General features: G+C 73.1%; 17 protein-coding genes. 11 read left to right on the top strand and 6 right to left on the bottom strand.

The window, feature by feature from the left end; translation table 11 throughout:
- The first annotated feature begins 132 nt into the window (after positions 1–132).
- Positions 133–1,365 carry an ABC transporter substrate-binding protein gene (locus ACQP1P_RS43875; RefSeq protein ID WP_433080714.1) on the top strand — a complete coding sequence of 411 codons (1,233 nt, stop codon included), beginning with the start codon at positions 133–135 and terminating at the stop codon, positions 1,363–1,365.
- A 341-nt stretch (positions 1,366–1,706) separates the two neighbouring features.
- Here ACQP1P_RS43875 and ACQP1P_RS43870 read toward each other — a convergent pair whose 3' ends face one another.
- On the bottom strand, positions 1,707–2,957 hold the full coding sequence (locus ACQP1P_RS43870) for a hypothetical protein (protein ID WP_433080712.1): 1,251 nt from the start codon (positions 2,955–2,957) through the stop codon (positions 1,707–1,709).
- A 77-nt stretch (positions 2,958–3,034) separates the two neighbouring features.
- Between ACQP1P_RS43870 and ACQP1P_RS43865 the strand changes: the two genes are divergently transcribed.
- The 5 genes from ACQP1P_RS43865 (at position 3,035) to ACQP1P_RS43845 (ending at position 9,285) form a co-directional block, all read left to right on the top strand.
- Positions 3,035–4,690 carry an FAD-dependent oxidoreductase gene (locus tag ACQP1P_RS43865; RefSeq protein WP_433080710.1) on the top strand — a complete coding sequence of 552 codons (1,656 nt, stop codon included), beginning with the start codon at positions 3,035–3,037 and terminating at the stop codon, positions 4,688–4,690.
- Complete coding sequence (gene guaA, locus ACQP1P_RS43860; protein WP_433080708.1) at positions 4,687–6,240, top strand: glutamine-hydrolyzing GMP synthase; 1,554 nt, start codon at positions 4,687–4,689, stop codon at positions 6,238–6,240. The genes ACQP1P_RS43865 and guaA overlap by 4 nt, the downstream gene beginning before the upstream one ends.
- Positions 6,241–6,346: 106 nt before the next feature.
- Positions 6,347–7,282: an NUDIX domain-containing protein gene (locus ACQP1P_RS43855; RefSeq protein WP_433080706.1), complete on the top strand. Its 936-nt coding sequence runs from the start codon at positions 6,347–6,349 to the stop codon at positions 7,280–7,282.
- Between the two features lie 5 nt (positions 7,283–7,287).
- Positions 7,288–8,001: an NUDIX hydrolase gene (locus tag ACQP1P_RS43850; protein WP_433080704.1), complete on the top strand. Its 714-nt coding sequence runs from the start codon at positions 7,288–7,290 to the stop codon at positions 7,999–8,001.
- Between the two features lie 291 nt (positions 8,002–8,292).
- Entirely contained in the window at positions 8,293–9,285 is a 993-nt protein-coding gene (locus ACQP1P_RS43845) for a CDP-alcohol phosphatidyltransferase family protein (RefSeq protein WP_433090379.1), read from the top strand.
- 66 nt (positions 9,286–9,351) lie between these two features.
- Here ACQP1P_RS43845 and ACQP1P_RS43840 read toward each other — a convergent pair whose 3' ends face one another.
- The 3 genes from ACQP1P_RS43840 to ACQP1P_RS43830 form a co-directional block, all read right to left on the bottom strand.
- Positions 9,352–10,605 (bottom strand): phosphatidylserine decarboxylase, encoded by a 1,254-nt coding sequence (locus tag ACQP1P_RS43840; RefSeq protein ID WP_433080702.1) that lies wholly within the window; start codon positions 10,603–10,605, stop codon positions 9,352–9,354.
- Positions 10,606–10,761: 156 nt separating this feature from the next.
- Positions 10,762–11,004 (bottom strand): hypothetical protein, encoded by a 243-nt coding sequence (locus ACQP1P_RS43835; RefSeq protein WP_433080700.1) that lies wholly within the window; start codon positions 11,002–11,004, stop codon positions 10,762–10,764.
- A complete protein-coding gene (locus ACQP1P_RS43830) occupies positions 11,001–12,947 on the bottom strand; it encodes a PspC domain-containing protein (RefSeq protein WP_433080698.1) in 1,947 nt (648 codons plus the stop codon). Before ACQP1P_RS43830 ends, ACQP1P_RS43835 begins: the two co-directional genes overlap by 4 nt.
- A gap of 160 nt (positions 12,948–13,107) precedes the next feature.
- Here ACQP1P_RS43830 and ACQP1P_RS43825 point away from each other — a divergent pair, with 160 nt between their 5' ends.
- Positions 13,108–14,388, top strand: coding sequence for an ATP-binding protein (locus tag ACQP1P_RS43825; RefSeq protein ID WP_433080696.1), 1,281 nt, complete (start codon positions 13,108–13,110; stop codon positions 14,386–14,388).
- Positions 14,385–15,041 (top strand): response regulator transcription factor, encoded by a 657-nt coding sequence (locus tag ACQP1P_RS43820; RefSeq protein ID WP_350611938.1) that lies wholly within the window; start codon positions 14,385–14,387, stop codon positions 15,039–15,041. Before ACQP1P_RS43825 ends, ACQP1P_RS43820 begins: the two co-directional genes overlap by 4 nt.
- A gap of 190 nt (positions 15,042–15,231) precedes the next feature.
- Here ACQP1P_RS43820 and ACQP1P_RS43815 read toward each other — a convergent pair whose 3' ends face one another.
- On the bottom strand, positions 15,232–15,960 hold the full coding sequence (locus tag ACQP1P_RS43815; RefSeq protein WP_433080694.1) for a PIG-L deacetylase family protein: 729 nt from the start codon (positions 15,958–15,960) through the stop codon (positions 15,232–15,234).
- A 17-nt stretch (positions 15,961–15,977) separates the two neighbouring features.
- Positions 15,978–16,256, bottom strand: a complete 279-nt coding sequence (locus ACQP1P_RS43810) for a chorismate mutase (RefSeq protein WP_433090377.1) — start codon at positions 16,254–16,256, stop codon at positions 15,978–15,980.
- Between the two features lie 311 nt (positions 16,257–16,567).
- On the opposite strand from ACQP1P_RS43810, the gene pcrA reads away from it, so the two are divergent.
- From pcrA to ACQP1P_RS43795, 3 genes are all read left to right on the top strand, one after another.
- Positions 16,568–18,967, top strand: coding sequence for a DNA helicase PcrA (gene pcrA, locus ACQP1P_RS43805; RefSeq protein WP_433080692.1), 2,400 nt, complete (start codon positions 16,568–16,570; stop codon positions 18,965–18,967).
- Between the two features lie 211 nt (positions 18,968–19,178).
- On the top strand, positions 19,179–20,483 hold the full coding sequence (locus ACQP1P_RS43800) for an acyltransferase family protein (RefSeq protein ID WP_433080690.1): 1,305 nt from the start codon (positions 19,179–19,181) through the stop codon (positions 20,481–20,483).
- Between the two features lie 99 nt (positions 20,484–20,582).
- Positions 20,583–22,148, top strand: a complete 1,566-nt coding sequence (locus ACQP1P_RS43795; RefSeq protein ID WP_433080688.1) for a hypothetical protein — start codon at positions 20,583–20,585, stop codon at positions 22,146–22,148.
- The last annotated feature ends 380 nt before the right edge of the window (positions 22,149–22,528 follow it).

The raw sequence follows: 22,528 nt of genomic DNA, 5'->3' as shown, positions 1-22,528 counted from the left end.
CGCAGGTCACAATACTCGAAGCCGGACAGCGGGCTTGCTACGCATTGATCAGACGGGAAGGATACGGCCGTCCGACCAGCCACGCGCCACAAGGAGTCATACGCCGTGCTCACCCGGGGCCGACGGCCCGCAGTGACTGCCCTGGTGCTGGCGTCGGCGTTACTCATGTCGGCGTGCACGGGCGACGCGAAGCCGGCCGTGACCCCGCCGGCCAGCGTCGCGATCGGGCTCCTGGTGCCCACGAGCGGGCCCAACGCGCAGCTCGGCCAGCAGGCCACCCTCGGCGCCCGGCTCGCCATCGAGGTGGTCAACCGCGACGTCCCGAGCAAGCCGCTGCCCCTGCCCCTCGGCCCCGGCGTCGGCCTGCGCGGCGGCACCAAGCTCACGCTGCTGACCGGCGACACCGCCAGCGCGCCGGAGCGGATCGAGAAGGAGGCGACCAAGCTCGTCGACGACGGCGCGGTCGGCCTGATCCTCGCCGACACCATCGACGTCGCCCAGACGACCAGCCGGGTCGCCGACTTCCTCGGCGTCTCCCTGGTCGACAGCTTGACCACGTCGGACACCTTCAGCGAGTCCAACCGCGCCGGGCACTTCCGCATCCAGCCGACCGACCGGCACCTGGTCAACACCGCGCTGGACCTGCTCTACCGCTACAAGGGCACGAACGGCCAGGTCAAGCGCATCGTGACCGCGTCCGGCGCGCCGGGCGGCGAGCTCGGCAAGGAGGTCGCGAGCCTCAAGAACTCGATCGAGGACCTCAGCCAGTCCTCCGGCTACGACGTCGCGGGCAAGGACCACGTGCTGCCCCTCACCGGCAGCGAGGCCGGCCAGCCGAACGGGCAGGTGCAGAAGGGCGACGCGGTGCTCGCCATCGTCACCAGCCCCGCCGAGGCGAGCGCCGCCAACGACCTCGCGGTGAAGCTCAAGGGCACCGCCTCGGTGATCGCGCTCGGCCCGGGCGTCGCCGCGCTCGACGGCGTGAAGAACCCGACCGCGCTGCGGGCCGCGGGCTGGTCGAACGAGTTCGCCACGCGCAACCCGACCGCGCAGGTCATCGGCGCGATGTTCGAGCAGGCGTTCCACACCAAGCTGACCGAGGTCGCGGCGGACGCGTTCATGGCGACGCTCACCCTGGCGATGGCGATGGACCAGGCGGGCGACTACACGAAGCAGGCGGTGCGCAACTCGGTCCAGCAGCTCACGCTGCCCGCGACCCAGACGATCATGCCGTGGAACGGGGTCCGGTTCGACGGCACGGGCGTGAACCAGCTCGCGGCGGGGGTGGTGGAGCAGCGGACGCAGAACGGGTACATGGTGATCCAGCCCGCCGAGCTCTCGATCACGCAGGCGCCGAACCTGTAGCTCTCGCGCTTGTCCGAAATATCCGGCGCTCCGCGCACGGATATTTCGGACTTATCCCCGTCGGGGTATGAATGCGATATGTCGGACGCGGAGCGTCCGATTTCCACGGCGGCTCCGGGGATGCTGTGACGGTGCAGGCGGCGCGGCGACGGTCGGATTGGCCGGCTCGGCCCCCGGCGGCGCGTTGCGGCGCCGCGGCGGCTGGATGGTGGCGCGTTGCCGTCGGCGATCTCGGTGCGGGAGCGGACGGAAGTGGACCTGGACGTCGGCCGACGGTCGGCGCGGCTCGCCGTGACCCGCGTCCGACGCATCGAGGACCGCGGGCGAACGCGCGGCAAGCGTCAGCCCAGGTGCGTGCGCAGGGCGCCCGGGTCGCTGCGTACCAGCTCGTTGAGGTCCAGCACCGCATCCGAGTCCGGCGCGACCAGCCGCCGCGGCAACAGCGGATGCTCCCGCCGCCAGCCCTTGCGCAGCAGCGTGTACTCGACCACCACGGCCAGCAGCGCCGCCCCCATCCACGGCGGCGGCTCCGAGTCCGCGGCCGCCGGCAGGCCCCGCCGCGCCCGCTCCACGTCCACCGGCCGGCGCAGCAACGTCCCGGCCAGCTCGTCGCGCCCGTCCGGCGTGCGGCCCAGGACCTCGTGGACCGCCTCGACGTACTGCCGGGCCCGTCGCTCCACGTCCGGCAGGTAGGCCTCGACGGGCAGGTCGGCGAGCCGGACCCAGGGCTCGCCCGGGCCGGACGGCAGCACCTCGGCGGCCAGGGTGCGCAGCGCCGCCGGGCCGAGCTCGTCGATGTGGGCCGCGTCGGGGTCCAGGGTCACGAGCGGGCCGTCGGCCGGGGCGCGCAGCTCCTCGGCGAGCCCGGGGTGGTGCCCGGCGAGCTCCTCGCGGTCGACGTCGGCGGTGGGCGCGCCCCAGCGGGAGAGCCGCAGCCGCCAGCCCGCGTGCAGGTCCTCCGCGCGGATCGGGCCGGTCGTCGGCAGGGAGCCGGTGTTGAAGGCCGACATGGTGCCCGAGGCCAGCGGCGCCGCGGCGAAGGCCGAGAACGCGGCGTGGATGGCGGCCGCCTTGAGCAGGGCCCGGGCCGCGTCCTCGACGGCGGAGAGGCCGCCGCCGGCCGCCGTGATCGCGGCCGCGTCGCGGACCTGTTCGGCCTCGGCCAGCAGCGGCTCGGTGGCGGCGAGCAGGCGGGCGTGGCGGGCGGCGGCCTTCTCCCCGGCCGGGGTACGGTGGCGGGCGTCGAGCAGGCCCCGCACGAGGTCGGGGTGGCGCGAGGCGGGCAGGGCGAGCTCGTGGGTGAGCAGCACGCGCAGCTGGTCGGCGGAGAGTCCCCAGGCCAGGGGCAGGCCGATGACGAGCGCGCCGCCCCGGAACCGCACCGTCGCGGAGCCTCCGAGGTGTACCGACGGCGGAGCCCCCACGTCGGCGAACTTCAGCGCGTCGAGCACCACGGAGTGCAGCGCCGCGTGGTGGGCCGCATCGACGGCCGGCAGCGCGGGCGGCGGCGCCCCGGCGGCGGGGCCGGCCTCGTCGGTGCCCAGCAGCCGGCGACCACGCCAGACGGGCAGCCCGCCGGGAAGTCTCGCCATAGTTGACCAGTCTGCCGCAAATGACCACCGAAACCGAAGGGGCTTCCGTCCAAGTTACTCACGAGTCACTATGGGGCATGCGCTACGACGTCGTGGTCATCGGATCGGGGTTCGGCGGCAGTGTGACCGCATTGCGCCTGGCCGAGAAGGGGTACTCGGTCGCCGTCCTGGAGGCCGGGCGCCGCTTCGCCGACGAGGAGTTCCCGAAGACCTCCTGGGACGCGCGGCGCTTCCTGTGGGCTCCGGCACTGCGCTGCTTCGGCATTCAGCGGATCACCATGCTGCGCAACGTGCTGGTGCTCGCCGGCGCCGGGGTCGGGGGCGGGTCGCTGGTCTACGCCAACACGCTGTACCGCCCCCTCCCGCCCTTCTACGAGGACCCCCAGTGGCGGGGCATCACCGACTGGCGGGCCGAGCTCGAGCCCTTCTACGACCAGGCCGAGCGCATGCTCGGGGTCGCGACCTACGCCCGCACCACCGCCGCCGACCGGGCCTTCCGCACGGTGGCCGAGCGCATGGGCGTCGGGGAGTCCTTCCACGCCACGCCGGTCGGGGTGTACTTCGGCCGCTCCGGCGTGGACCCCTACTTCGGCGGCGCCGGGCCGATCCGCCAGACCTGCACGCACTGCGGCTCCTGCATGACCGGCTGCCGCGTCGGGGCCAAGAACACGCTCGTGAAGAACTACCTGTACCTCGCCGAACAGCAGGGCGTGCGGGTGTACCCGCTCACGACGGTCACCGCGGTGCGTCCCACCGCCGAGGGGTATTCGGTGCACACCCGCGGCACCGACCGGCGCCGCCGGCGGCAGACCTTCGAGGCCGGCCAGGTCGTCTTCGCCGCCGGCGCGATCGGCACCCAGCGCCTGCTGCACCGCATGCGGGCCGACGGCGTGCTGCCCCGGATCTCGCCCCGCCTGGGCACGCTGACCCGCACCAACTCGGAGTCCATCGTCGGCGCCCGCTCGCTGCGCAAGGGCGTCGACTTCACCGACGGCGTGGCGATCACCAGCTCGTTCCACCCGGACGCGAACACCCACATCGAGCCGGTGCGCTACGGCCCCGGCTCCAACGCGATGGGCCTGCTGCAGACCGTGCTCACCGACGGCGGTCCCTGGCGGCCGCTGCGCTGGTTCGGCGTGTTCTTCCGCCACCCGCTGCGGCATCTGCGGGTGCTCTCGGTCCGCCGCTGGTCGCACAAGACCGTGATCGCGCTGGTCATGCAGTCCCTCGACAACTCGCTGGACGTGCACTACAAGCGCTCGTGGACGGGCCGGCGGCGGCTCACCACGACGCAGGGGCACGGCGAGCCGAACCCGGCCTGGATCCCGGCGGGCAACGAGGCCGTCCGCCTGCTCGCCGAGGAGATCGGCGGGCTGCCGGGCGGCGGTTGGTCGGAGGTCTTCAACATCCCGCTCACCGCGCACATCCTCGGCGGCGCCGCGATCGGGGACTCGGCGCAGACCGGGGTCGTGGACGCGTACCACCGCGTCTTCGGTCATCCGGGACTCCACGTCGTCGACGGCGCCGCGGTCTCGGCCAACCTGGGGGTGAACCCGTCGCTGACGATCGCCGCGCAGGCCGAGCGGGCGGCGTCGATGTGGCCGAACAAGGGCGAGCCGGACCCGCGCCCGGACCTGGGCGCGCCCTACGTCCCGGTCGCACCGATAGCTCCGTCACGTCCCGCCGTCCCCGCGGAGGCTCCGGCCGCGCTCCGTCTAGGCTTTTGTCCATGACCACGCCGCAGCCAGTGCTCGTCGTCGACTTCGGTGCGCAGTACGCCCAGCTGATCGCCCGCCGGGTGCGCGAGGCCCACGTCTACTCGGAGATCGTGCCGAGCTCGATGCCGGTCGCCGACCTGCTGGCCAAGCGCCCCGCGGCGATCATCCTCTCGGGCGGTCCGTCATCGGTCTACGAGGAGGGCGCGCCCCAGGTCGACCCGGCGCTGTTCGAGGCCGGGGTGCCGGTCTTCGGCATCTGCTACGGCTTCCAGGCGATGGCGGTGGCCCTGCGCGGCGAGGCGGCCCACACCGGCAACCGCGAGTTCGGCGGCACCCCGCTCACCCTCGCCGCCGGCGGCGGCGTGCTGCTGCGGGACCTGCCGGCCGAGCAGTCGGTGTGGATGAGCCACGGCGACTGCGTGACCGCGGCGCCGGCCGGCTTCACGGTCACCGGCGGCTCGCCGGGCGCGCCGGTGGCCGCGTTCGAGGACACCGGGCGCCGGCTGGCCGGTGTGCAGTTCCATCCCGAGGTGGCGCACACCCCGCACGGCCAGGAGGTGCTGCGCCGCTTCCTCTACGACATCGCCGGCATCGAGCCCACCTGGACCTCGAACAACATCATCGAGGAGCAGGTCGAGGCGATCCGGGCCCGCGTCGGCACCAAGCGGGTGATCTGCGGGCTGTCCGGCGGGGTCGACTCCGCGGTCGCCGCGGCCCTGGTGCACAAGGCCGTCGGCGATCAGCTGACCTGCGTCTTCGTGGACCACGGCCTGCTGCGCGCGGGCGAGGCGGAGCAGGTCGAGAAGGACTACGTCGCCGCGACCGGGATCAACCTCAAGGTCGTCGACGCGTCCGCGACCTTCCTCGGGGCCCTGGCCGGGGTGACCGACCCGGAGCAGAAGCGCAAGATCGTCGGGCGCGAGTTCATCCGCGCCTTCGAGGCGGCGGCCCGGGAGCTCGACGCCGACGAGCACGTCGAGTTCCTCGTGCAGGGCACGCTCTACCCGGACGTGGTCGAGTCCGGCGGCGGCACCGGCACCGCCAACATCAAGTCCCACCACAACGTCGGCGGACTGCCCGACGACCTGCAGTTCGCGCTGGTCGAGCCGCTGCGGACGCTGTTCAAGGACGAGGTGCGCCAGATCGGGGCCGCGCTCGGGCTGCCCGAGGAGATCGTCATGCGCCACCCGTTCCCGGGGCCGGGCCTGTCGATCCGCATCATCGGCGCGGTGGACGAGCAGCGGCTGGCCATCCTGCGGGCCGCCGACCTGATCGCCCGCGAGGAACTGACCGCCGCGGGGCTGGACCGCAGCGTGTGGCAGTTCCCGGTGGTGCTGCTCGCGGACGTGCGCAGCGTCGGGGTGCAGGGGGACGGGCGGACGTATGGTCACCCGATCGTGCTGCGCCCGGTCTCCAGCGACGACGCGATGACCGCGGACTGGTCGCGGCTGCCGCACGAGCTGATCGCCAAGATTTCGACCCGGATCACCAACGAGGTCCGCGAGGTCAACCGCGTGGTCGTGGACGTTACGTCCAAGCCGCCGGGCACCATTGAGTGGGAGTGACCCGGCGCCCGGCCCGGCCATCCACCCCTGAGAGGAATTTCATTCAGCCGTTTCAGGCTGAACTCGCTCTTGGCGAGCGGCTGGGAAAGCCGGACAATTTATCTCCGTGACTCCAGCGCTACAGCCGCTGCGGCGCATCGCGGCCTACTGCGTGTGCGTCGACGGCGATGCCTTCCTGCTCGTGCGGGCCTCGGCCAAGTCCGGGACGCCCGGGGCCTGGTCGCTGCCCGGCGGCGCCGTCGACCACGGTGAGAACCCGGTCGACACCGTCGTGCGCGAGACGGCGGCCGAGACCGGGCTCTCCGTCGCCGTGGTCAAGCTGCGCGACGTCCTGGCCGACATGCGGGCCCTGCCGACGCGCGGGCTCACGATCCACACCGATCGGCTGATCTACGAGGTCTCGGTGCGCGGCGGCGCGCTGCGCGACCGGGTCGGGCAGCCCACCGACCTCGCCCGCTGGGTCACCCTCGAGGAGGCGCAGACCCTGCCGCTGCGCCGGTTCACCGCCGACGCGCTCGGCCTGCCCGACGCCACCGCCGACATCCGGCCCGACGGCACGCCCGAGGTGCCATCCTTCTACGCGGTGCCCGGCCCCGACGGGCTGCACCGCGCCCAGCGCTTCGCCGCCTACGCGGTCTGCACCGACCGGCGCAACCGCGTCCTGCTCACCCGCATCTCCGACGGCTACCCCGGCGGCGGCTGCTGGCACCTGCCCGGCGGCGGCACGGACTTCGGCGAGCAGCCCGGCGTCGCGCTCATCCGCGAGCTGGTCGAGGAGACCGGCCAGGAGGGGCAGATCGTCGAGCTGCTCGGCGTGGCCAGCCATCGCGACGCGGCCCAGCTCGGCCCCGAGGGCTACCCGATCGACTGGCACGGCGTCCGCGCGTTCTACCGCGTCCAGGTGGCCCGCTCCAGCCGCCCGGTGATCCACGACGTGGGCGGCTCGACCGCCGAGGCGCGCTGGTTCGACCCGGACGACCTGGACGAGCTGCCATTGACCGAGGTGACGGAGGAGGCCCTTCGCGGGGTCGGCCTACGCTGATCACCATGACGCGGACACGGGTGATCACGGTCTACGGGCGGCTGCCGGGCGGGACCGAGGAAATCGGCGGGCCGATCCGGCACGGGGAGAACCCGGCGTCCGCGGTGGTCCGGCTGTTCCGCGAGAGCGCCGGGCTGCCGGTGGCGGTTTCGGGTGTACGCGACGTGCTCGCCCTGACCACCCCCGATCTCCACGAGGATCGCGTCCTCTTCGACGTCGTCCCCGCCGACGCGCCCGGGCGCGTCGACGCCGAGCCGGCGAGCGAGTCCGAGCTGCCGAAGGGGCAGCGCTTCGCCGCCTACGGGTTCGTCACCGACCGGGCCGGACGCGTCCTGCTCACCCGGATCGCCCCCGGATTCCCCGGGGCGGGCCGCTGGCACCTGCCCGGCGGCGGGACCGACGTCGGCGAGCAGCCGGCCGAGGCCCTGTTGCGCGAGTTGTACGAGGAGACCGGCCAGCGCGGCGAGATCGTCGAACTGCTCGGGGTGACACATCGGCGCAGTTCGGGTCTTGTCGGCCCGGAGGGGTACCCGATGAACTGGCATGCGGTCCGGGCGCTCTACCGCGTCCAGGTGCCCGAGCCGTCGACACCGAGCGTGACGGAGGCGGCCGGCGGCTCGACCGCGTCGGCGGCCTGGTTCGAGCCGGGCGACCTCGCCGGGCTGCCCGTCACCGAGGTGGTCCAGTGGGCCGCTTCACTTCCCGCAACGGGCGAGTGACCGACGTCGTTAAAATGGACTAGAGGTTAACGAAAAACTACACTGAGTAGTTCCGCGGCTCGCCTGAACCGGCGGTTTCCGTCCTGAGGCATCGCCAATCGCGACCTGATATGAGACCGTGTAGATCGCGAGACCGTCTCGCGAAACGGACATCGAGGGTCGAAAGGCCCCGAAAAGCGACCGTGGGAACCTCGTTCCTACAGTGGAGGATCAGTGCCGAGCACACCTTGGCAGCGACGACGCACTACGGACAGCCCGCGCCCCGGTGGCGGAAGGCAATGGGCGGGACGGCTGCGACGCAGCGGCTCCCTCGCCCGCCAGGTGCTCTTCGCCGGGCGTGCGGGGCGGCGCGGTGAGGGCAATGTGGCCGGCGCGACCTCCCTGCTCGTCCCCGCCGCGGAGACCGACACCCGCACCGGGCGCGTCCGCCTGCCACGCCTGCGCATGCGCCGCCGTGACGGAGTGTCACGGGATCTGGCGGCCGAGGTCATCGCGATCGCGCCGGTCAGCCCGGCCGTCGAGACCGCGCGGCCGAGCGCCACCCCGGCGGTCACGTCGCCGGTGGAGGACGAGCCGCAGTCGCTGTCCATCCCGCTGCTGCCCGGCGAGCGCACCGTCGCCCGCCGCATCCGCTTCGCGCTCGTCAACGCCTGCACCCTGAGCAGCCTCATGCTCGGCCTGTCGGCGATCTTCATCGCGGTGAACCAGGGCGACGTGCGGGTCGCGGCCTCGCTGCTCATCGCCTGCGTCATCTTCGACGGCCTCGACGGCTTCCTCGCCCGCCGCCTCGGCGTGGCCAGCCCCTTCGGCGCGCAGATGGACTCGCTCGCCGACATGTGCTCCTTCGGCCTGGCCGCACCCGTCGTGGTCTACGCCTGGCTGAACGCCTCCGCGCCCGGCTGGCTGCTCGTCCCGGCCTGTGCCCTCGTCGCGGCGGCCGCGGCGATCCGCCTCGCGCGCTTCAACGTCTCGCCGAAGGACGGCCGCTTCTTCTGCGGCGTGCCGACCACGATGTGCGCCGCGGTCCTCGCGCTGGCCACGCTGATCGCCCCGCAGATGCCGGCCGCCCTGCGCGTTGCCGGCGTGGTGCTGCTCGGCCTCGCGATGGTCTCGAGCTTCCCCTACGCGAAGCTCGCCCGCCTCGTGAAGCTGCCGCCGTGGCTGCTGGTGCTGCCGGTGGTCGGCGCCTTGGTGAACTACCGCGTCACGTTCGTCGTGGTCGTCTTCGCCTACCTGGTCAGCGGCCCCCTGCTCTGGCTCAAGCAGCGCAACAAGGCCGCCTGAGTCCCAGGCCTGCACAGCGCAACGGCCCCGCTCCCGATTGCCGGTGCGGGGCCGTTGCGTTTGCTCCTACTTCCAGGAGGCGATGACCGTCTGGCCGCCCACCACGCGGTCGCCGGGCGCGACCTCGGGGTCGGCCTTGTCCGCCGGCAGGTAGACGTCGGTGCGGGAGCCGAAGCGGATCAGGCCGAACCGCTCGCCCTTGGCCAGCAGCGAGCCGATCGGCGCGCGCTGCACGATCCGGCGCGCGATCAGCCCGGTGCGCTGCACGACCGCGACGGGGCCGTGGGCCGTCTCGAGCAGCGTGTACGCCGCGACGTTGTGCTCCGCCTCCGGCTTCATCGCCGCCGCGTAGCCGCCGTCCTCGACGAAGTAGTCGACCACCTTGCCGGCCACCGGCGCGCGGTTGACGTGCACGTCGAGCACCGACAGGAACACCGCGATCCGCAGGAACTCCATGTCGCCGAAGCGCTTGTCGTGCATCCGCTCGACCCCGAGCACCTTGCCGTCGCTGGCCGCCACGATCGCCTTCGCGTCCTCCGGCACGTCGCGCTGCGGGTCGCGGAAGAACGCCGCCACCGGGGCCGCGGCCAGGGCCGGGACCAGCCAGAGCTTCGACTTCGGGCGGGCCGCCTTGGCCAGCGCGGCCAGGCCCAGCGCGATGCCGGCGGCGGCCACGCCGTTGGAGTCGATGTTCATGCCCCGGGTCAGCGGCACGCTGGACGGGCGCAGCGCCGGCAGGAGCTTCGCGGCCGCGCTGTGGTGGGCCGGGGTGTGCCGCAGCCGGTGGATGCGCACCGGCGGGACGTTGCGCAGGACCAGGTCGCTGCCGACGCCGTAGAGCGCGGCCTGCCGCTCGACCTCGTCCGCCGCCCCGCTGGGCAGGCGGGTCGCGGCCACCACGACGGTGAGCACGCCGCCGTCGGCGACCAGCTTGGTCAGGCCGCCGAGCACCTCGCGGGCGTCCTCGGCGCTGCCGCTCAGCGCCTCGGCGTGGATCACGACGTCGGCGGGCTCGGCGGCGTCGATCGAGTCGATCACGCGGGTACGGTCGGCGACCCAGCGGCCCTGGCGCTCCACGTGCTCGCGCAGGGCGGCGGCCGTGCCGGGACCGGTGCCGACCACGGTCAGCCGGTCGTCGGGCAGCAGCGCGTCGATCACCGCGGCCAGCGCCGCGGAGCCGGCGGCCGCGCCGATCACCAGGCCGGTCTTGGGACCGCCGTGGCGGGCGAGCTCGGAGGCGAGGACCCGGGCGGCCCGGTCACCGATCTGGATCGGGCGGCGGGAAGCGCCGGATGTGCCGCCAACGGGAAACTGGGTCATCTCGGAAGGGCTCCTCAAAGGCAGAAGGGTGGAGATGTCTTGGCCGCAACAGGCAGCTGGCCGACGGGGTCACGAACCCCGTCGGCCAGCATATTCCGTGCCGCGATGGTGCGGTCCACGTCCTGGTACGCGAGCCGGGCCCCCCGCCCGGCCGGGCTACTCCGCGTCCAGGTCGTAGTCGAGCCCATCGCCGTGCGGCCCGGCCTTGCCACGCTCGGGTTTGTCCGAGCGCAGCGCCCCCAGCAGGCCGAGCCCCCCGAACAGGATCAGGCCTACGGCCACGATCCAGCCGGCGTTCAGGTGCACCGAAACGGCCTGGTTGAACAGCCAGACGACCACGATGCCCAGGAAGATCAGGCCGAACGTCAGCGAGACTCCGTCCAGACGGTGCGGCTTCATCGGTCCACCCTCACATCTCCCCATTGCGTGTCCAGGTCCAGCTCCAGCTTGCCGCCACCAGGCCCGTCCGCGCCGTAGTCGGTGACGGTGGTGGTCGTGTTGAACCCGCCGCAGCTGGACCCGAACACCCGGCAGTCCCCGCCCTGGATGTGCACCCTGACGGTCACGTCCACGTCCGGCGGGACCGTGATGGTCAGGTTGCCCGCGGTACCGATCCGGAAGGCGACCACCGTCGGGGTGACCTCCTGCGCCTTGAAGTTGAGCTGCGTGAGGTCGGCGTCGATGTTGCCGATGTCGGTGGAGTACCGCTCGCCCAGCTCGTCGAACGAGGCCGGCTGGATGCTGATGTTGTCGCTGCGGTGCGGCACCGAGGTGCCCGTCGCCGCGGTCGCGATCGCCAGCGCGATGCTCAGCATGGCGCCCAGCAGGATCAGGATCCGCGCCCGGCCGAGCCACGCGCCCGTGATCAGGCCGAGGGCGGTGATCGCCAGCGGTACCGCGAAGAACGTCGAGACCTTGAAGTCCGCCACGGTGACCTGCAGCGCCGCGAGGATGCCCAGCGAGAGCAGGATCAGCGAGAACGTGATCCGGCCCAGGCGCGAACGCTCCTTGGGCTTCTTCGGCGGCGGGGTCGGGGCCAGGCCCGGATACGGCGACATCGGCACGCCGGGGGGCGGGTAGCCGAGGCTGGCCGCGTACGGGCTCGAGCCCGCGTAGGGCCCGTGCGGCGCGAACGGCGGCCGGTAGCCGGCCCCGGGTCCGCTGCTCGGCATCGGCGGCAACGGGGGCAGGGGCGGCAGCTGCGGCGGGCGCGGGCCGATCGTCGGCGACTTGCCCTCCGCGTACGCCGCGGGCTGCGGCGCCGGCGGTGCCGAGGCGAGGCGGTCGCCGGCCCGGAAGTCCCCGGCCGGGTCGGTGCCGGACTCGGGCGCCGGGGGCGCGGCGGGCGCGGTGGACATCGTGGGTGCTCCTGGGGTCACAGGGGCCTGGGGCTGCATCGGCGCCGGGCCGAACGACGGCGCACCGAACGACATGGGGCCGAACGAGGGGCCCGGTGCCGTCGGCTGGAACTGGGGGCCCCCGAACGGCGTGCCGGCGGCCGCGAACGGCGCGGGCGGCGGGTTGGGCACCGCCGGCGGCACGAACGGCCCCGGCGGCGGCTGGCCGTTGCCGGCCTGTCCGCGCACGACCAGTGCGATCACGCCGACGACCACGGCCAGCCCGATCAGCGCGGCGCCGAAGTTCTGCGACATGACCAGCAGGAACGCGAGCACCGCGGCGACGCCGATGACGATCGCCAGCGGCGCGGAGGTGCCGGAGCGGCCGCGGCCGAGCAGCGCCTCGAGCGGCGAGCCGGTGTCGCCCTCGGCGGGCAGCAGGAGCCAGCCGAGCAGGTACGCGACGATGCTCACGCCGCCGGCCAGGGTCAGCACGGCGAAGATGACCCGCCACAGCGTGGGGTCGGTGTTCGTCGCGCGACCGATGGCGGCGCAGACGCCCGCGATGTACCGGCCCTGCTGCGGCCGGACGAGCAGGTGGCGGTTGAACCCCGCGGCCCCGAACGGGGGCGGCGGCGGTGCGCCGAACGGTGGCGGAGGCGGCGGCGGTGGCGGCGCGCCCCCGGGCGGCGGTGCGCCCCCGGGCGGCGGCGCGTCTCCTTGCGGCGGCGGGGGAGCCTGGGTGTCGCCCGTCGGCCATTCGAACGGCGCGGACGGGTTCGCCGGCTCGTACTCGGCCTCGAGCCGGGGCTCGTCGTCCTTGGGTGTTTTGCCGGATTCGTCCGCGGCGGTGGCGTCGAGCCGCACGGTGTCCGACTCCGGTTCGGGCGTTTCGGGCGCCGCTTCGCCGGCCCCGGGGGCGGCGGGCGGCGCGGGCTCCGGCTCCGCGGCCCGTCCCGCGACGGCGTGGGCGGCCGGCTCGTCGGCGGCAGGCGGGTTCGTCATGTCATCCATGCTGGCGGACGGGCGGGGTGGACCGCCTCAGGCATCGACCCTGACGCCACCCTGATTCTGCGGCTCCGGGGCGTTCGGAGTGGTTTCGCGCCCCGGATCCATGTGACGATCTGGGGGTACCGAAACCGCGACCCGAGCAGAGACGAGCCCGATGAGCAGCCCGTTCCCCGTCCGCCGCCTCTACCGCGAGCCCGCCGACCGGGTCGTGGGAGGGGTCGCCGCCGGCATCGCCGCGCACCTGGGTGCGCCGGTCGTGCTGGTGCGGGCGGCGTTCGTGGTGCTGGCCGCGTTCAACGGGCTCGGGGCCCTGCTCTACGCCGCGTTCTGGGCCGTCCTGCCGCTGCAGCCGCACGGGCGCGGCGGCGGGCGCAACGTCAACCAGCTGTTCTCGTTCCTCGCGCTCGGCGTCGGCATCGTGATCCTGCGCCTCATGGTGCAGCCCGACGGCAGTGTGTCGTCGGTGATCGGCTGGCTCGCCGCGATCATCGCGCTCGGCGCCGGCATCATCTGGCACCAGGCGGACCCGAAGCGCCGCGAGCGCTGGTCGGCGACCGTTCCCGGGATGCCGTGGCTGGGCGCGGCGGTCGACAACAACCGCAAGTCCTACCTCCTGCGTTTCGTCGGCGGCGGCCTGCTCGTCGTGGCCGGGATCATCGGCGTGTTCGTGGTCGGGGTGTTCCCGCTGCGGGGCGTGCCGTTCTCCTCGATCGGCTACGGGCTCGCGTTCGCGGCCGTGGCCCTGGCCGGCGTCGGGCTCGCCCTCGCGCCGCTGCTGTACCGCATGTTCACCCAGCTCAGCGCCGAGCGCGAGGCCCGGGTGCGCGAGCAGGAGCGGGCCGAGCTGGCGGCGATGATCCACGACCAGGTCCTGCACACGCTCGCCCTGATCCAGCGCAACGCGGGCGACGTCAAGGAGGTCCAGCGGCTCGCGCGGGGGCAGGAGCGGACGCTGCGCAACTGGCTGTACAAGCCGACGGCCTCGCCCATGGAGAAGCTCAGCGCCGCGCTGGAGGAGGCCTCGGCCGAGGTCGAGGACACGTTCGCGGTCGCCGTGGAGACCGTCGTGGTCGGTGACGTGGACGTCGACGAGAAGGTCGGCGCCATCGTCGCGGCCGCGCGGGAGGCGCTGGTGAACGCGGCCAAGCACGCGAAGGTGCAGACGATCTCGCTGTACGCCGAGGTCGAGCCCGACTGCGTGAGCGTCTTCGTGCGCGACCGGGGCGCCGGCTTCGACCTGTCCGCGGTGGACGACGACCGGCACGGGGTGCGCGGCTCCATCGTCCTGCGTATGCAGCGCCACGGCGGCAAGGCCGAGATCCGCAGCGCGCCGGGGGAGGGCACCGAGGTGCGCCTCAGCATGCCGATCGATACCGAGGCCCGGCGCCGCAAACCCGCGGCCACCAGTTCGTCTTCTGAAAGCGGAGAGCGATGAGCACCGAAGAGACCCAGCGGCTGCGCGTGTTCCTGGTCGACGACCACGCGATGTTCCGGGCGGGCGTACGGGCCGAGCTCGGCCTGCACGTCGACGTGATCGGCGAGGCGAGCGCCGTGGCCGAGGCGGTGCAGAAGATCTCCGCGCTGGAGCCCGACGTGGTGCTGCTCGACGTGCACATGCCCGACGGGGGCGGCCGCGCGGTGCTCGACGCGATGCGCCGCACCCATCCGCAGGTGCGCTTCCTGGCCCTGTCGGTCTCCGACGCGGCCGAGGACGTGATCGGGCTGATCCGGGCCGGCGCCCGCGGCTACGTCACCAAGACCATCTCCCCGGACGAGCTGGCCGACGCCATCCGCCGCGTGGCCGACGGCGACGCGGTGTTCTCGCCGCGGCTCGCCGGCTTCGTGCTCGACGCGTTCGCCGCCCGCCCGGACGCGCCCGTCGCCGACCCGGAGCTGGACCAGCTGACCAACCGCGAGCGGGAGGTGCTGCGGCTGCTCGCCCGGGGATACGCGTACAAGGAGATCGCCAAGGAGCTCTTCATCTCGATCAAGACGGTCGAGACGCATGTCTCCAACGTGCTGCGGAAGCTGCAGATGTCGAACCGGTACGAGCTGTCACGCTGGGCCGCCGACCGCCGTCTGGTCTGAGGCCGCTCCCGGTGCCGAGTGAGTGACATCCGGGTGGGGTGACCAACCGCGGGGCTGGCAACGGCAGCGCCCCGCGGTTCGCCCGGTCCGGCCCGGTGCGGCTTCGCGGAGACCGACCTAGACCAGGCGCTGACGGCAGCGACGGTCCGCACGGCCGCGGACCCGAGTCATGCGCTTCGGCGGTTGTCCCTCAGGCGGTCGCGAAGACCGAGTAGCCCTCGGCTAGGCGTCCCTCGGGCAGGCCGCCGGCCCGGGCGACCATCGCGTGGCGCTCGCGCAGCATCTCCTCGAAGCCGTCCAGGTGGGCGGTCTGCGAGGCGTGCGCGCGCAGGGCGGCGAGCTTGCGCGGGAACGTGTCGGTGATGTCGACGATGTGATCCGGGTTCGGGCCGCCGCTGTACCAGATCTCGCGCACGGTCCAGGCCTCGAGCCCGATGTCGGTGAATGTGAACGGGTTGCGCGCGTCCGGGTACACCGCGCAGGTCGTCGCCTCGCCCGCCGCCAGGTGGTCGGGGTGGCTGGGCCCGGCGAGCCGCTCCCAGCGCCGCAGCGGCGAACTGGTCAGCACGCGGTCGGGCCGGAACCTGCGGATGGCCGCCGTGATGTCCCGGCGCAGCCCGATCGTCGGCTCGAGGATGCCGTCACGGTACCCGTCGAGGAACTCCACCTGCTTCACGCCCACCGCCGCCGCGGCCGCCCGCTGCTCCGCCTCGCGCAGCACGGGCATCTGCTCGCGCGGGGTGTCGTCGAACCCGCCCGCGTCGCCGCGCGTCACCAGCAGGTAGGCGACCTCGATGCCGGCATCGACCCAGGTCGCGATCGTGCCGGCCGAGCCGAAGTCGACGTCGTCGGGGTGCGCGAGGACACACAGCGCGCGCTGCACGTCGGTCAGGGGCGCGGCCGATGGAGGAAACGTCATGGTGCTATTTGTACCGCCTACAGCGGCCCGCGACCCGCGCGAAGGATCAGCAGCGCCAGCTGCGTGCCGTCGGCGCCGAGCTCCTGGGAGAAGCGCTCGAGGATCTCACGCTCGCGGCTGAGCACGAGCCGGGTGCCACCGGCGGCGACGCGGGTCTTGCCGACCTCCTGCGAGATCGCGGCCCGCTCCTTCCACAGCGCCACGATCGCCGAGTCGATCTCGTCGATGCGGTTGCGCAGGCCGGCGATGTGCTGGTCGGGGGTTGCCGTCTGGGCGTCGGCGGGCTGCTGCTCCATGGTGATGGCGGCCATTTCTCTTCGTTCCTCTGACTCGGGGTGGGCTCCCCGGGAACGCGAACGCCCCGGGCTTCGGAGCCCGGGGCGTCGGTAGGTTCTGCGATCAGGCGCGACCTACGGCTGCCGGACTCCGGTAGCCGTAAAAAAAGTAGCGCGCGCGCTCGATCACGTTGCCGAGTATGGCACGACGTCAAGGTCAGCGGAAAGGTCTTCCGAAAGTTGGGACGGCGTCGGTTTTCGGTCACCCGTTCGACCCGCCGGGCCCGGGCCGCCGGAAACTGTCGGGGGGTCGGCGTAGAGTCGCCCCTGCGATGCATGCTCTCTTCGAGGTACCTCAGTCCCGCCAGCCGCAGCCCGAGGGCCCGGCGGCGCAGTCCAGGCCACCCAGGCGCGACCTGCTGGACGGGCTCAACGGCCCCCAGCGCGACGCGGTGACGCACGAGGGGCAGCCCCTGCTCATCGTGGCCGGCGCCGGGTCCGGCAAGACCAAGGTGCTCACGAGCCGCATCGCCTACCTGCTCGGCGAGCGCCACGTGCACCCCGGCGAGATCATCGCGATCACGTTCACCAACAAGGCCGCCGGCGAGATGAAGGAGCGGGTCGCCAAGCTTGTGGGCAACCGCGCCCGGCTGATGTGGGTGTCCACGTTCCACTCCGCCTGCGTGCGCATCCTGCGCGCCGAGCACGACCACGCCGGGCTCAAGTCGACGTTCTCGATCTACGACGCCGACGACTCGCGCCGCCTCATGCAGCTCGTGGCCCGCGAGCTCGACCTGGACCCGAAGCGCTACCCGGCCCGCGGCCTGGCCACGCAGGTGTCCAACCTCAAGAACGAGCTCGTCGACCCGGAGACCTTCGCCGGCACCGCCAAGGGCCCGGCCGAGCGGGCGCTCGCCGAGGCCTACACGCTCTATCAGCAGCGCCTCGCCGAGGCCCACGCGCTCGACTTCGACGACCTGATCATGCGCGTGGTCCACCTGTTGCAGAGCCACCCGGAGGTCGCCGAGACCTATCGCCGGCGCTTCCGCCACGTGCTCGTCGACGAGTATCAGGACACCAACCACGCGCAGTACATGCTGGTGAAGGAGCTGGTCGGCACGACCGGCGAGCTCTGCGTGGTGGGCGACGCCGACCAGTCGATCTACGCCTTCCGCGGCGCCACGATCCGCAACATCCTGGAGTTCGAGCGCGACTTCCCCAACGCGCACACGATCCTGCTGGAGCAGAACTACCGCTCCACCCAGACCATCCTGTCCGCGGCCAACGCCGTGATCGGCCGCAACACCGAGCGCAAGCCCAAGCGCCTCTGGAGCGACCAGGGCCCCGGCGAGCAGATCGTCGGCTACGTCGCCGACACCGAGCACGCCGAGGCCGACTGGGTCGCCCGCGAGATCGACCGCCTCTCCGACAACGAGGGCGTCCGCCCCGCCGACGTCGCGGTGTTCTACCGCACCAACGCGCAGTCCCGCGTCTTCGAGGAGATGTTCATCCGCTTCGGCCTGCCCTACAAGGTCGTCGGCGGCGTCCGCTTCTACGAGCGCAAGGAGGTCCGCGACGCGCTGGCCTACCTGCGCGCCGTGGTCAACGAGGACGACACGGTGAGCGTCCGCCGCATCCTGAACACCCCGCGCCGCGGCATCGGCGAGCGCGCCGAGGCCTGCGTCGAGGCCCTCGCGAGCCGCGACCGCATCTCCTTCGGCGCCGCCCTGCGCCGCGCGGCCGAGGCCCCCGGCATCTCCAGCCGCGCCGTCAACGCCATCGGCGACTTCGTCGCCCTGCTCGACGACCTGCGCACCCTGGCCGAGACCGCGATGCCCGAGGAGGTTCTGGAGGCCGCCCTGGAGCGCTCCGGCTACCTGGGCGAGATCGAGGAGAGCACCGACCCGCAGGAGGCCGGCCGGGTCGAGAACCTCCAGGAGCTCGTGAGCGTGGCCCGCGAATACACCGAGCGCGCCGAGGCCACGGTCGCCGTGGCCGCCGAGCAGGGCGACGCGACCGCCGCCCCGCCCCCGAGCGTCGCCGGCTTCCTGGAGCAGGTCTCCCTGGTGGCCGACGCCGACCAGATCCCCTCCGACGACCCCGACCACACCGGCGTCGTGACCCTCATGACCCTGCACACCGCCAAGGGCCTGGAGTTCCCGGTCGTCTTCCTGACCGGCCTGGAGGACAGCGTCTTCCCGCACCAGCGCGCCATGAGCGACCGCAAGGAGCTCGAGGAGGAGCGCCGCCTGGCCTACGTGGGCATCACACGGGCCCGCCAGCGCCTCTACATCTCCCGCGCCGTGACCCGCTCCGCCTGGGGCCAGCCGTCCTACAACCCGCCCTCGCGCTTCCTGGAGGAGCTCCCGCCGGAGCTCATGCGCTGGGAGCGAACCGAGGCGTCGTATACGAGCTGGTCCGGCCGCGCGGGCGTGGGCGGCCGCTCCTCGGGCGCGACCCAGTCCCGCACCTCGTCCTTCGTCGGCGGCACGCCGAAGGCCGCCCAGCTGGCCGCGAAGCTGGGCCTGGACGCGTCGAAGCTCTCGACGGCCAGCGAACTCCAGCGCGACGTGCCGGCCCTGGCCGTGGGCGACCGCGTCAACCACCAGCGCTACGGCCTCGGCCGAGTCCTGGCCGTGGAGGGCGCCGGCCCCCGAGCCCAGGCCCAGATCGACTTCGGCGACCAGGTGATGTGGATCGTGCTGCGGCACGCCGCGGTGGAGAAGATCTGAAACGCTTCCTGCTCGGGTCCGCGTCACCTGCGGACCGTTGCTCCCGCCAGACAAAAGGGCGGTCCGGAGGGCCTTCGGCCGGAGGGACCGCCCTAGCCATGTCCGTGGTGCGTCGCGTCCTGGCCGATTGCGGTTGGTGCCGGCACGTTGGACGGTGCGTGAGGTGTCCGGGGGAGGCTGACAAAACGCGCTGGTCCTCTATGCTGTCTCGGTGCGACGCCAGGGTGCCGGAGATCAGATTGACCGGCACGCGCGGCTGGACTGGTTGGATGCGCTGCGAGGGGTCGCGGTGCTGCTGGTGGTGTATGAGCACGCCACTGACAACATCCTGCGCGCGGTGCGGGTGCATCTGGATTCCTGGTTCAACCCCGGTCAGGCCGGGGTGTTCCTGTTCTTTGTGATCAGCGGGTACATCGTGCCGGCGTCGCTGGAGCGCCGGGGTGACCTGCGTGCGTTCTGGACCGGTCGGGCGTTCCGGTTGTACCCGATGATGCTGGCGGGCATGGCCGCGACGCTGGTCATGCTGGTGACCGGTGTGGTGTCTGCGCAGACGCTGGGGGTCAAGCACGGGTTGGCGGCGGCGATCGCGTCAACGGTGATGCTGCAGGACGTCTTGGGTCTTCCGTCGGTGCCGGCGGTGCTGTGGTCGCTGTCCTACGAGATGATTTTCTATCTCCTGGTATCGGCGTTGTTCGTGGTCCGCTGGCATCGGTTCAGCGCCGCGTGGGCGGTCGCGTGGGCCGCCGTCGCGGTCGGGCTGGGGGGCATGTTCCCGCTCGTCACGCTGCCGGCGCTCGGACTGGGTCCGCGGCGTGCGGCCGTGCTGGTCGTGCTGGCCGCCGTTGTGGGTGTCGGCGCCCTGGTCAGCCGCCGAGAAGCGCTGGTGGGGGCGGGCGCGGTGGTGCTCACGGGGCTGGCCGCGGCGCTGCTGGTGACCAGCGGGCGGTTCCCCGGCTGGTTCCTGCTCTCGATTCCGGCCTTGATGTTCGCCGGCACGGCGTTGTACCGAGCTGAGCAGGGCCAGTTCTCCTGGCGGGTCACCGCGCCGGCGATCGGGGTGGTGTTCGCCTGCGTCATGGCCAGCACCTGGTGGGCGCTGCCCGATCTGAGCGCGGCAAGCCTGCGCTCGATCCGCCCTTGGATGGGAACGCTGACGCTCGTGGCGGTGCTGTTCGTCATCGGCATGGGGTTGCGTCGCCGCCGCGTTCCGCGGGTTCTGGTACGGCTCGGGGTGATCAGCTACTCGGTGTACGTGGTGCACTATGTGGTCATTCTGTGGATGGGGCCGGTCATGAAACGCCACTGGCATGAGCCCGTGTTCGTCCAGTTGCTCTGGGCGCTTGGGTTCCTGGCCCTGGCGCTGGGCATCAGCGAATTGACCCATCGTTATATCGAGCGGCCGGCGCAGCGGCTCGGGCGCCGCGTGGCGCAGGCTCTGGATGGGCGGGCGCGGCACACTCGACAATCGCCGCAGGCCGATCTGGACGCGCCGGTGGTCGCGCCGATAGGCAGCTGACGTTCCTGCGGCGCTTCGTCACGTTCACCGGTTCGCCGCCGTGCAACGCCGCGAGCGGCCCGAATAGCAACTGTCGTACCCACCCGTCATCCTGTCCTCGTGAACCTCATCGCTCGCGCCGCAGGCGTCGTCGTCATCGGGCTCGGCGTGGTCGCCACCGTCGCCGGCCTGGCGCTGCCGTGGACGATGGCCGGCGGCCGGCATCCCGACCTGGTCACCATCGCCGGGGTCGCGTTCCTGGGGCCCCTGCTGAGCGGGCTCTGCGTGGTCTACGGCCGCAGTGAGCCGCGCCGCTCGCGCCTGATCTCGGTGGTCGCCGGGGTCGCGGCCGCCGCGGCGACCGTGATCGCGGCGGCGCTCGCCCGCCTGGTCGAGCCCAGCGCGGGCATCGGGCTCGGCGGGCCCGTCACCGTGGTGGGGACCGCCGCGCTGGTCCTGGGCTGGGGGCTGCTGGTCGTCACCGGCGTGGGCCGCCTGCCCGGCGCGAACTGGCGGCGGTGGGCTCCCGTCGGGGTTTTCGCGGTCGCGCTGGCCGTGGTCGCCGGATACGCCATCTCCTGGGCGCGCGAGGGAAGGTTCGTGGACGCCACGACCGCCGGCGCGGCACCGGAGACCTCGCAGGGGCAGGCGTGGCCGCAGGCGTTCCCCGGTGTGCAGCTCGTCGGAGTCCACAAGGGCCTGGCCGTCGTCCGCGCCGCCGACGGCATCCGGGCGGTCTGGCTCGGCAACGGCACCCCGGCCTGGCAATACCTACGATCCGATCTGCCCAGCCAGGCCGCGGGGCTGGTCGACGGCGCGGTGGTGGTCGTGTTCGGCACCGACGACGGCGTGCTCGTCACCGCTCTGGACGCGGCGAGCGGGGCGGAGCGGTTCTCCCGGCGGTACCAGTCGGGGAAGATGGCGACCGTCCACGCCGCGGGGAGCACGGCGGTGCTGTCCGGGGCCGGGATCGGCGCCGGGGACCTGCTCGGCATCGACTCCCACGACGGCACCCAGCGCTGGCGGTGGACCCCGGCGCGGGGCGGGGCGGCGTGCGACGTGACCGACCTCGCCGGCTCCCCGCAGACCGTCGCGGTCGCGCTGCGGTGCCGGGCCCAGGGCGTCGACGACGTCGCCGTCGGGCTCGACACCGGGTCGGGGGCGGAGCGCTGGTCGTGGCACGCGATCCAGCGCGGCACCACGGAGCTGCGAGTCCTCTCCTCCGGCGCCGGGTTCGTGACGCTGACGGGCGCGGCTCCGCAGCGGGTGACGTACATGGACGCGGGGAGCGGCTCGGTCGGGGCGCGCCACGAAGCGCCCGGCACGCTGCCGCTGGCCGTGGGCGCGAGCATCGTCTACGCCGACCCGGGCTCGGCCAAGGCCCGGATCGCGTCCGTCGAGGCCGCGACCGGCAAGGAGCAGTGGAAGGTCGACCTCGCGGGACTCGGCGGCTACCAGCCGGTGGCGGCGACGACGGCCGACGGCCGCGTCTACACGCTGTGGCGCAACACCGCGGGCGCCCTCCGGCTGCTCACGGCCTCGACGAACGACGGCTCGACGACGGAGGAGCGCGCGATCGCCTGCGACACACGCTGCCCGGAGGCCACGATCGCGGCGGCGGACGGCCGCGCGGTGGTCGCGACTCGAGAGGAGAAGGCCACGAAGGTGTCGTTGAGCGTCATCTGACCGGTCCGGGGCGGTCCGGGCTTCGTGCGGCGAAGGAGTTCGCGGCGGTCGGCGAGGGCGGGCGGCGGGCGAACAACGGCGTCCCGGCGCCCACGTCCGCGGGGCCGAGGGCGCAAACCAGGTCGGCGGGGCCAAGGGCCCGAGGCCAGGTCCGCCGGGGTCGGCCGTGGGCCGTTCGAGCCGGTGCGGAGATCGGGCTGGGGCTGGTCCGGCCGCGCACGAGCGAAGGCCCGCGGCTGGGGGCGGGCGAGCGTCGTGCTGTTCAGGCCGCGCGCGCCCGGCGCGGTGGTAGACGCATGTGAGGGCGTGGCGGGGGATAGGCGCCCTCGGACTGGGCGAGCGCGGCTGCTGCCGTGGGGAATCCCACCCGGAGGCAGATC

Origin of the sequence: Dactylosporangium sp. CA-052675 (assembly GCF_050947935.1) — a bacterium.
Taxonomy (GTDB): Bacteria; Actinomycetota; Actinomycetes; order Mycobacteriales; family Micromonosporaceae; genus Dactylosporangium.
The sequence above is the reverse complement of the archived record's forward strand: the minus strand, read 5'-3'. Positions and strand labels throughout refer to the sequence as shown.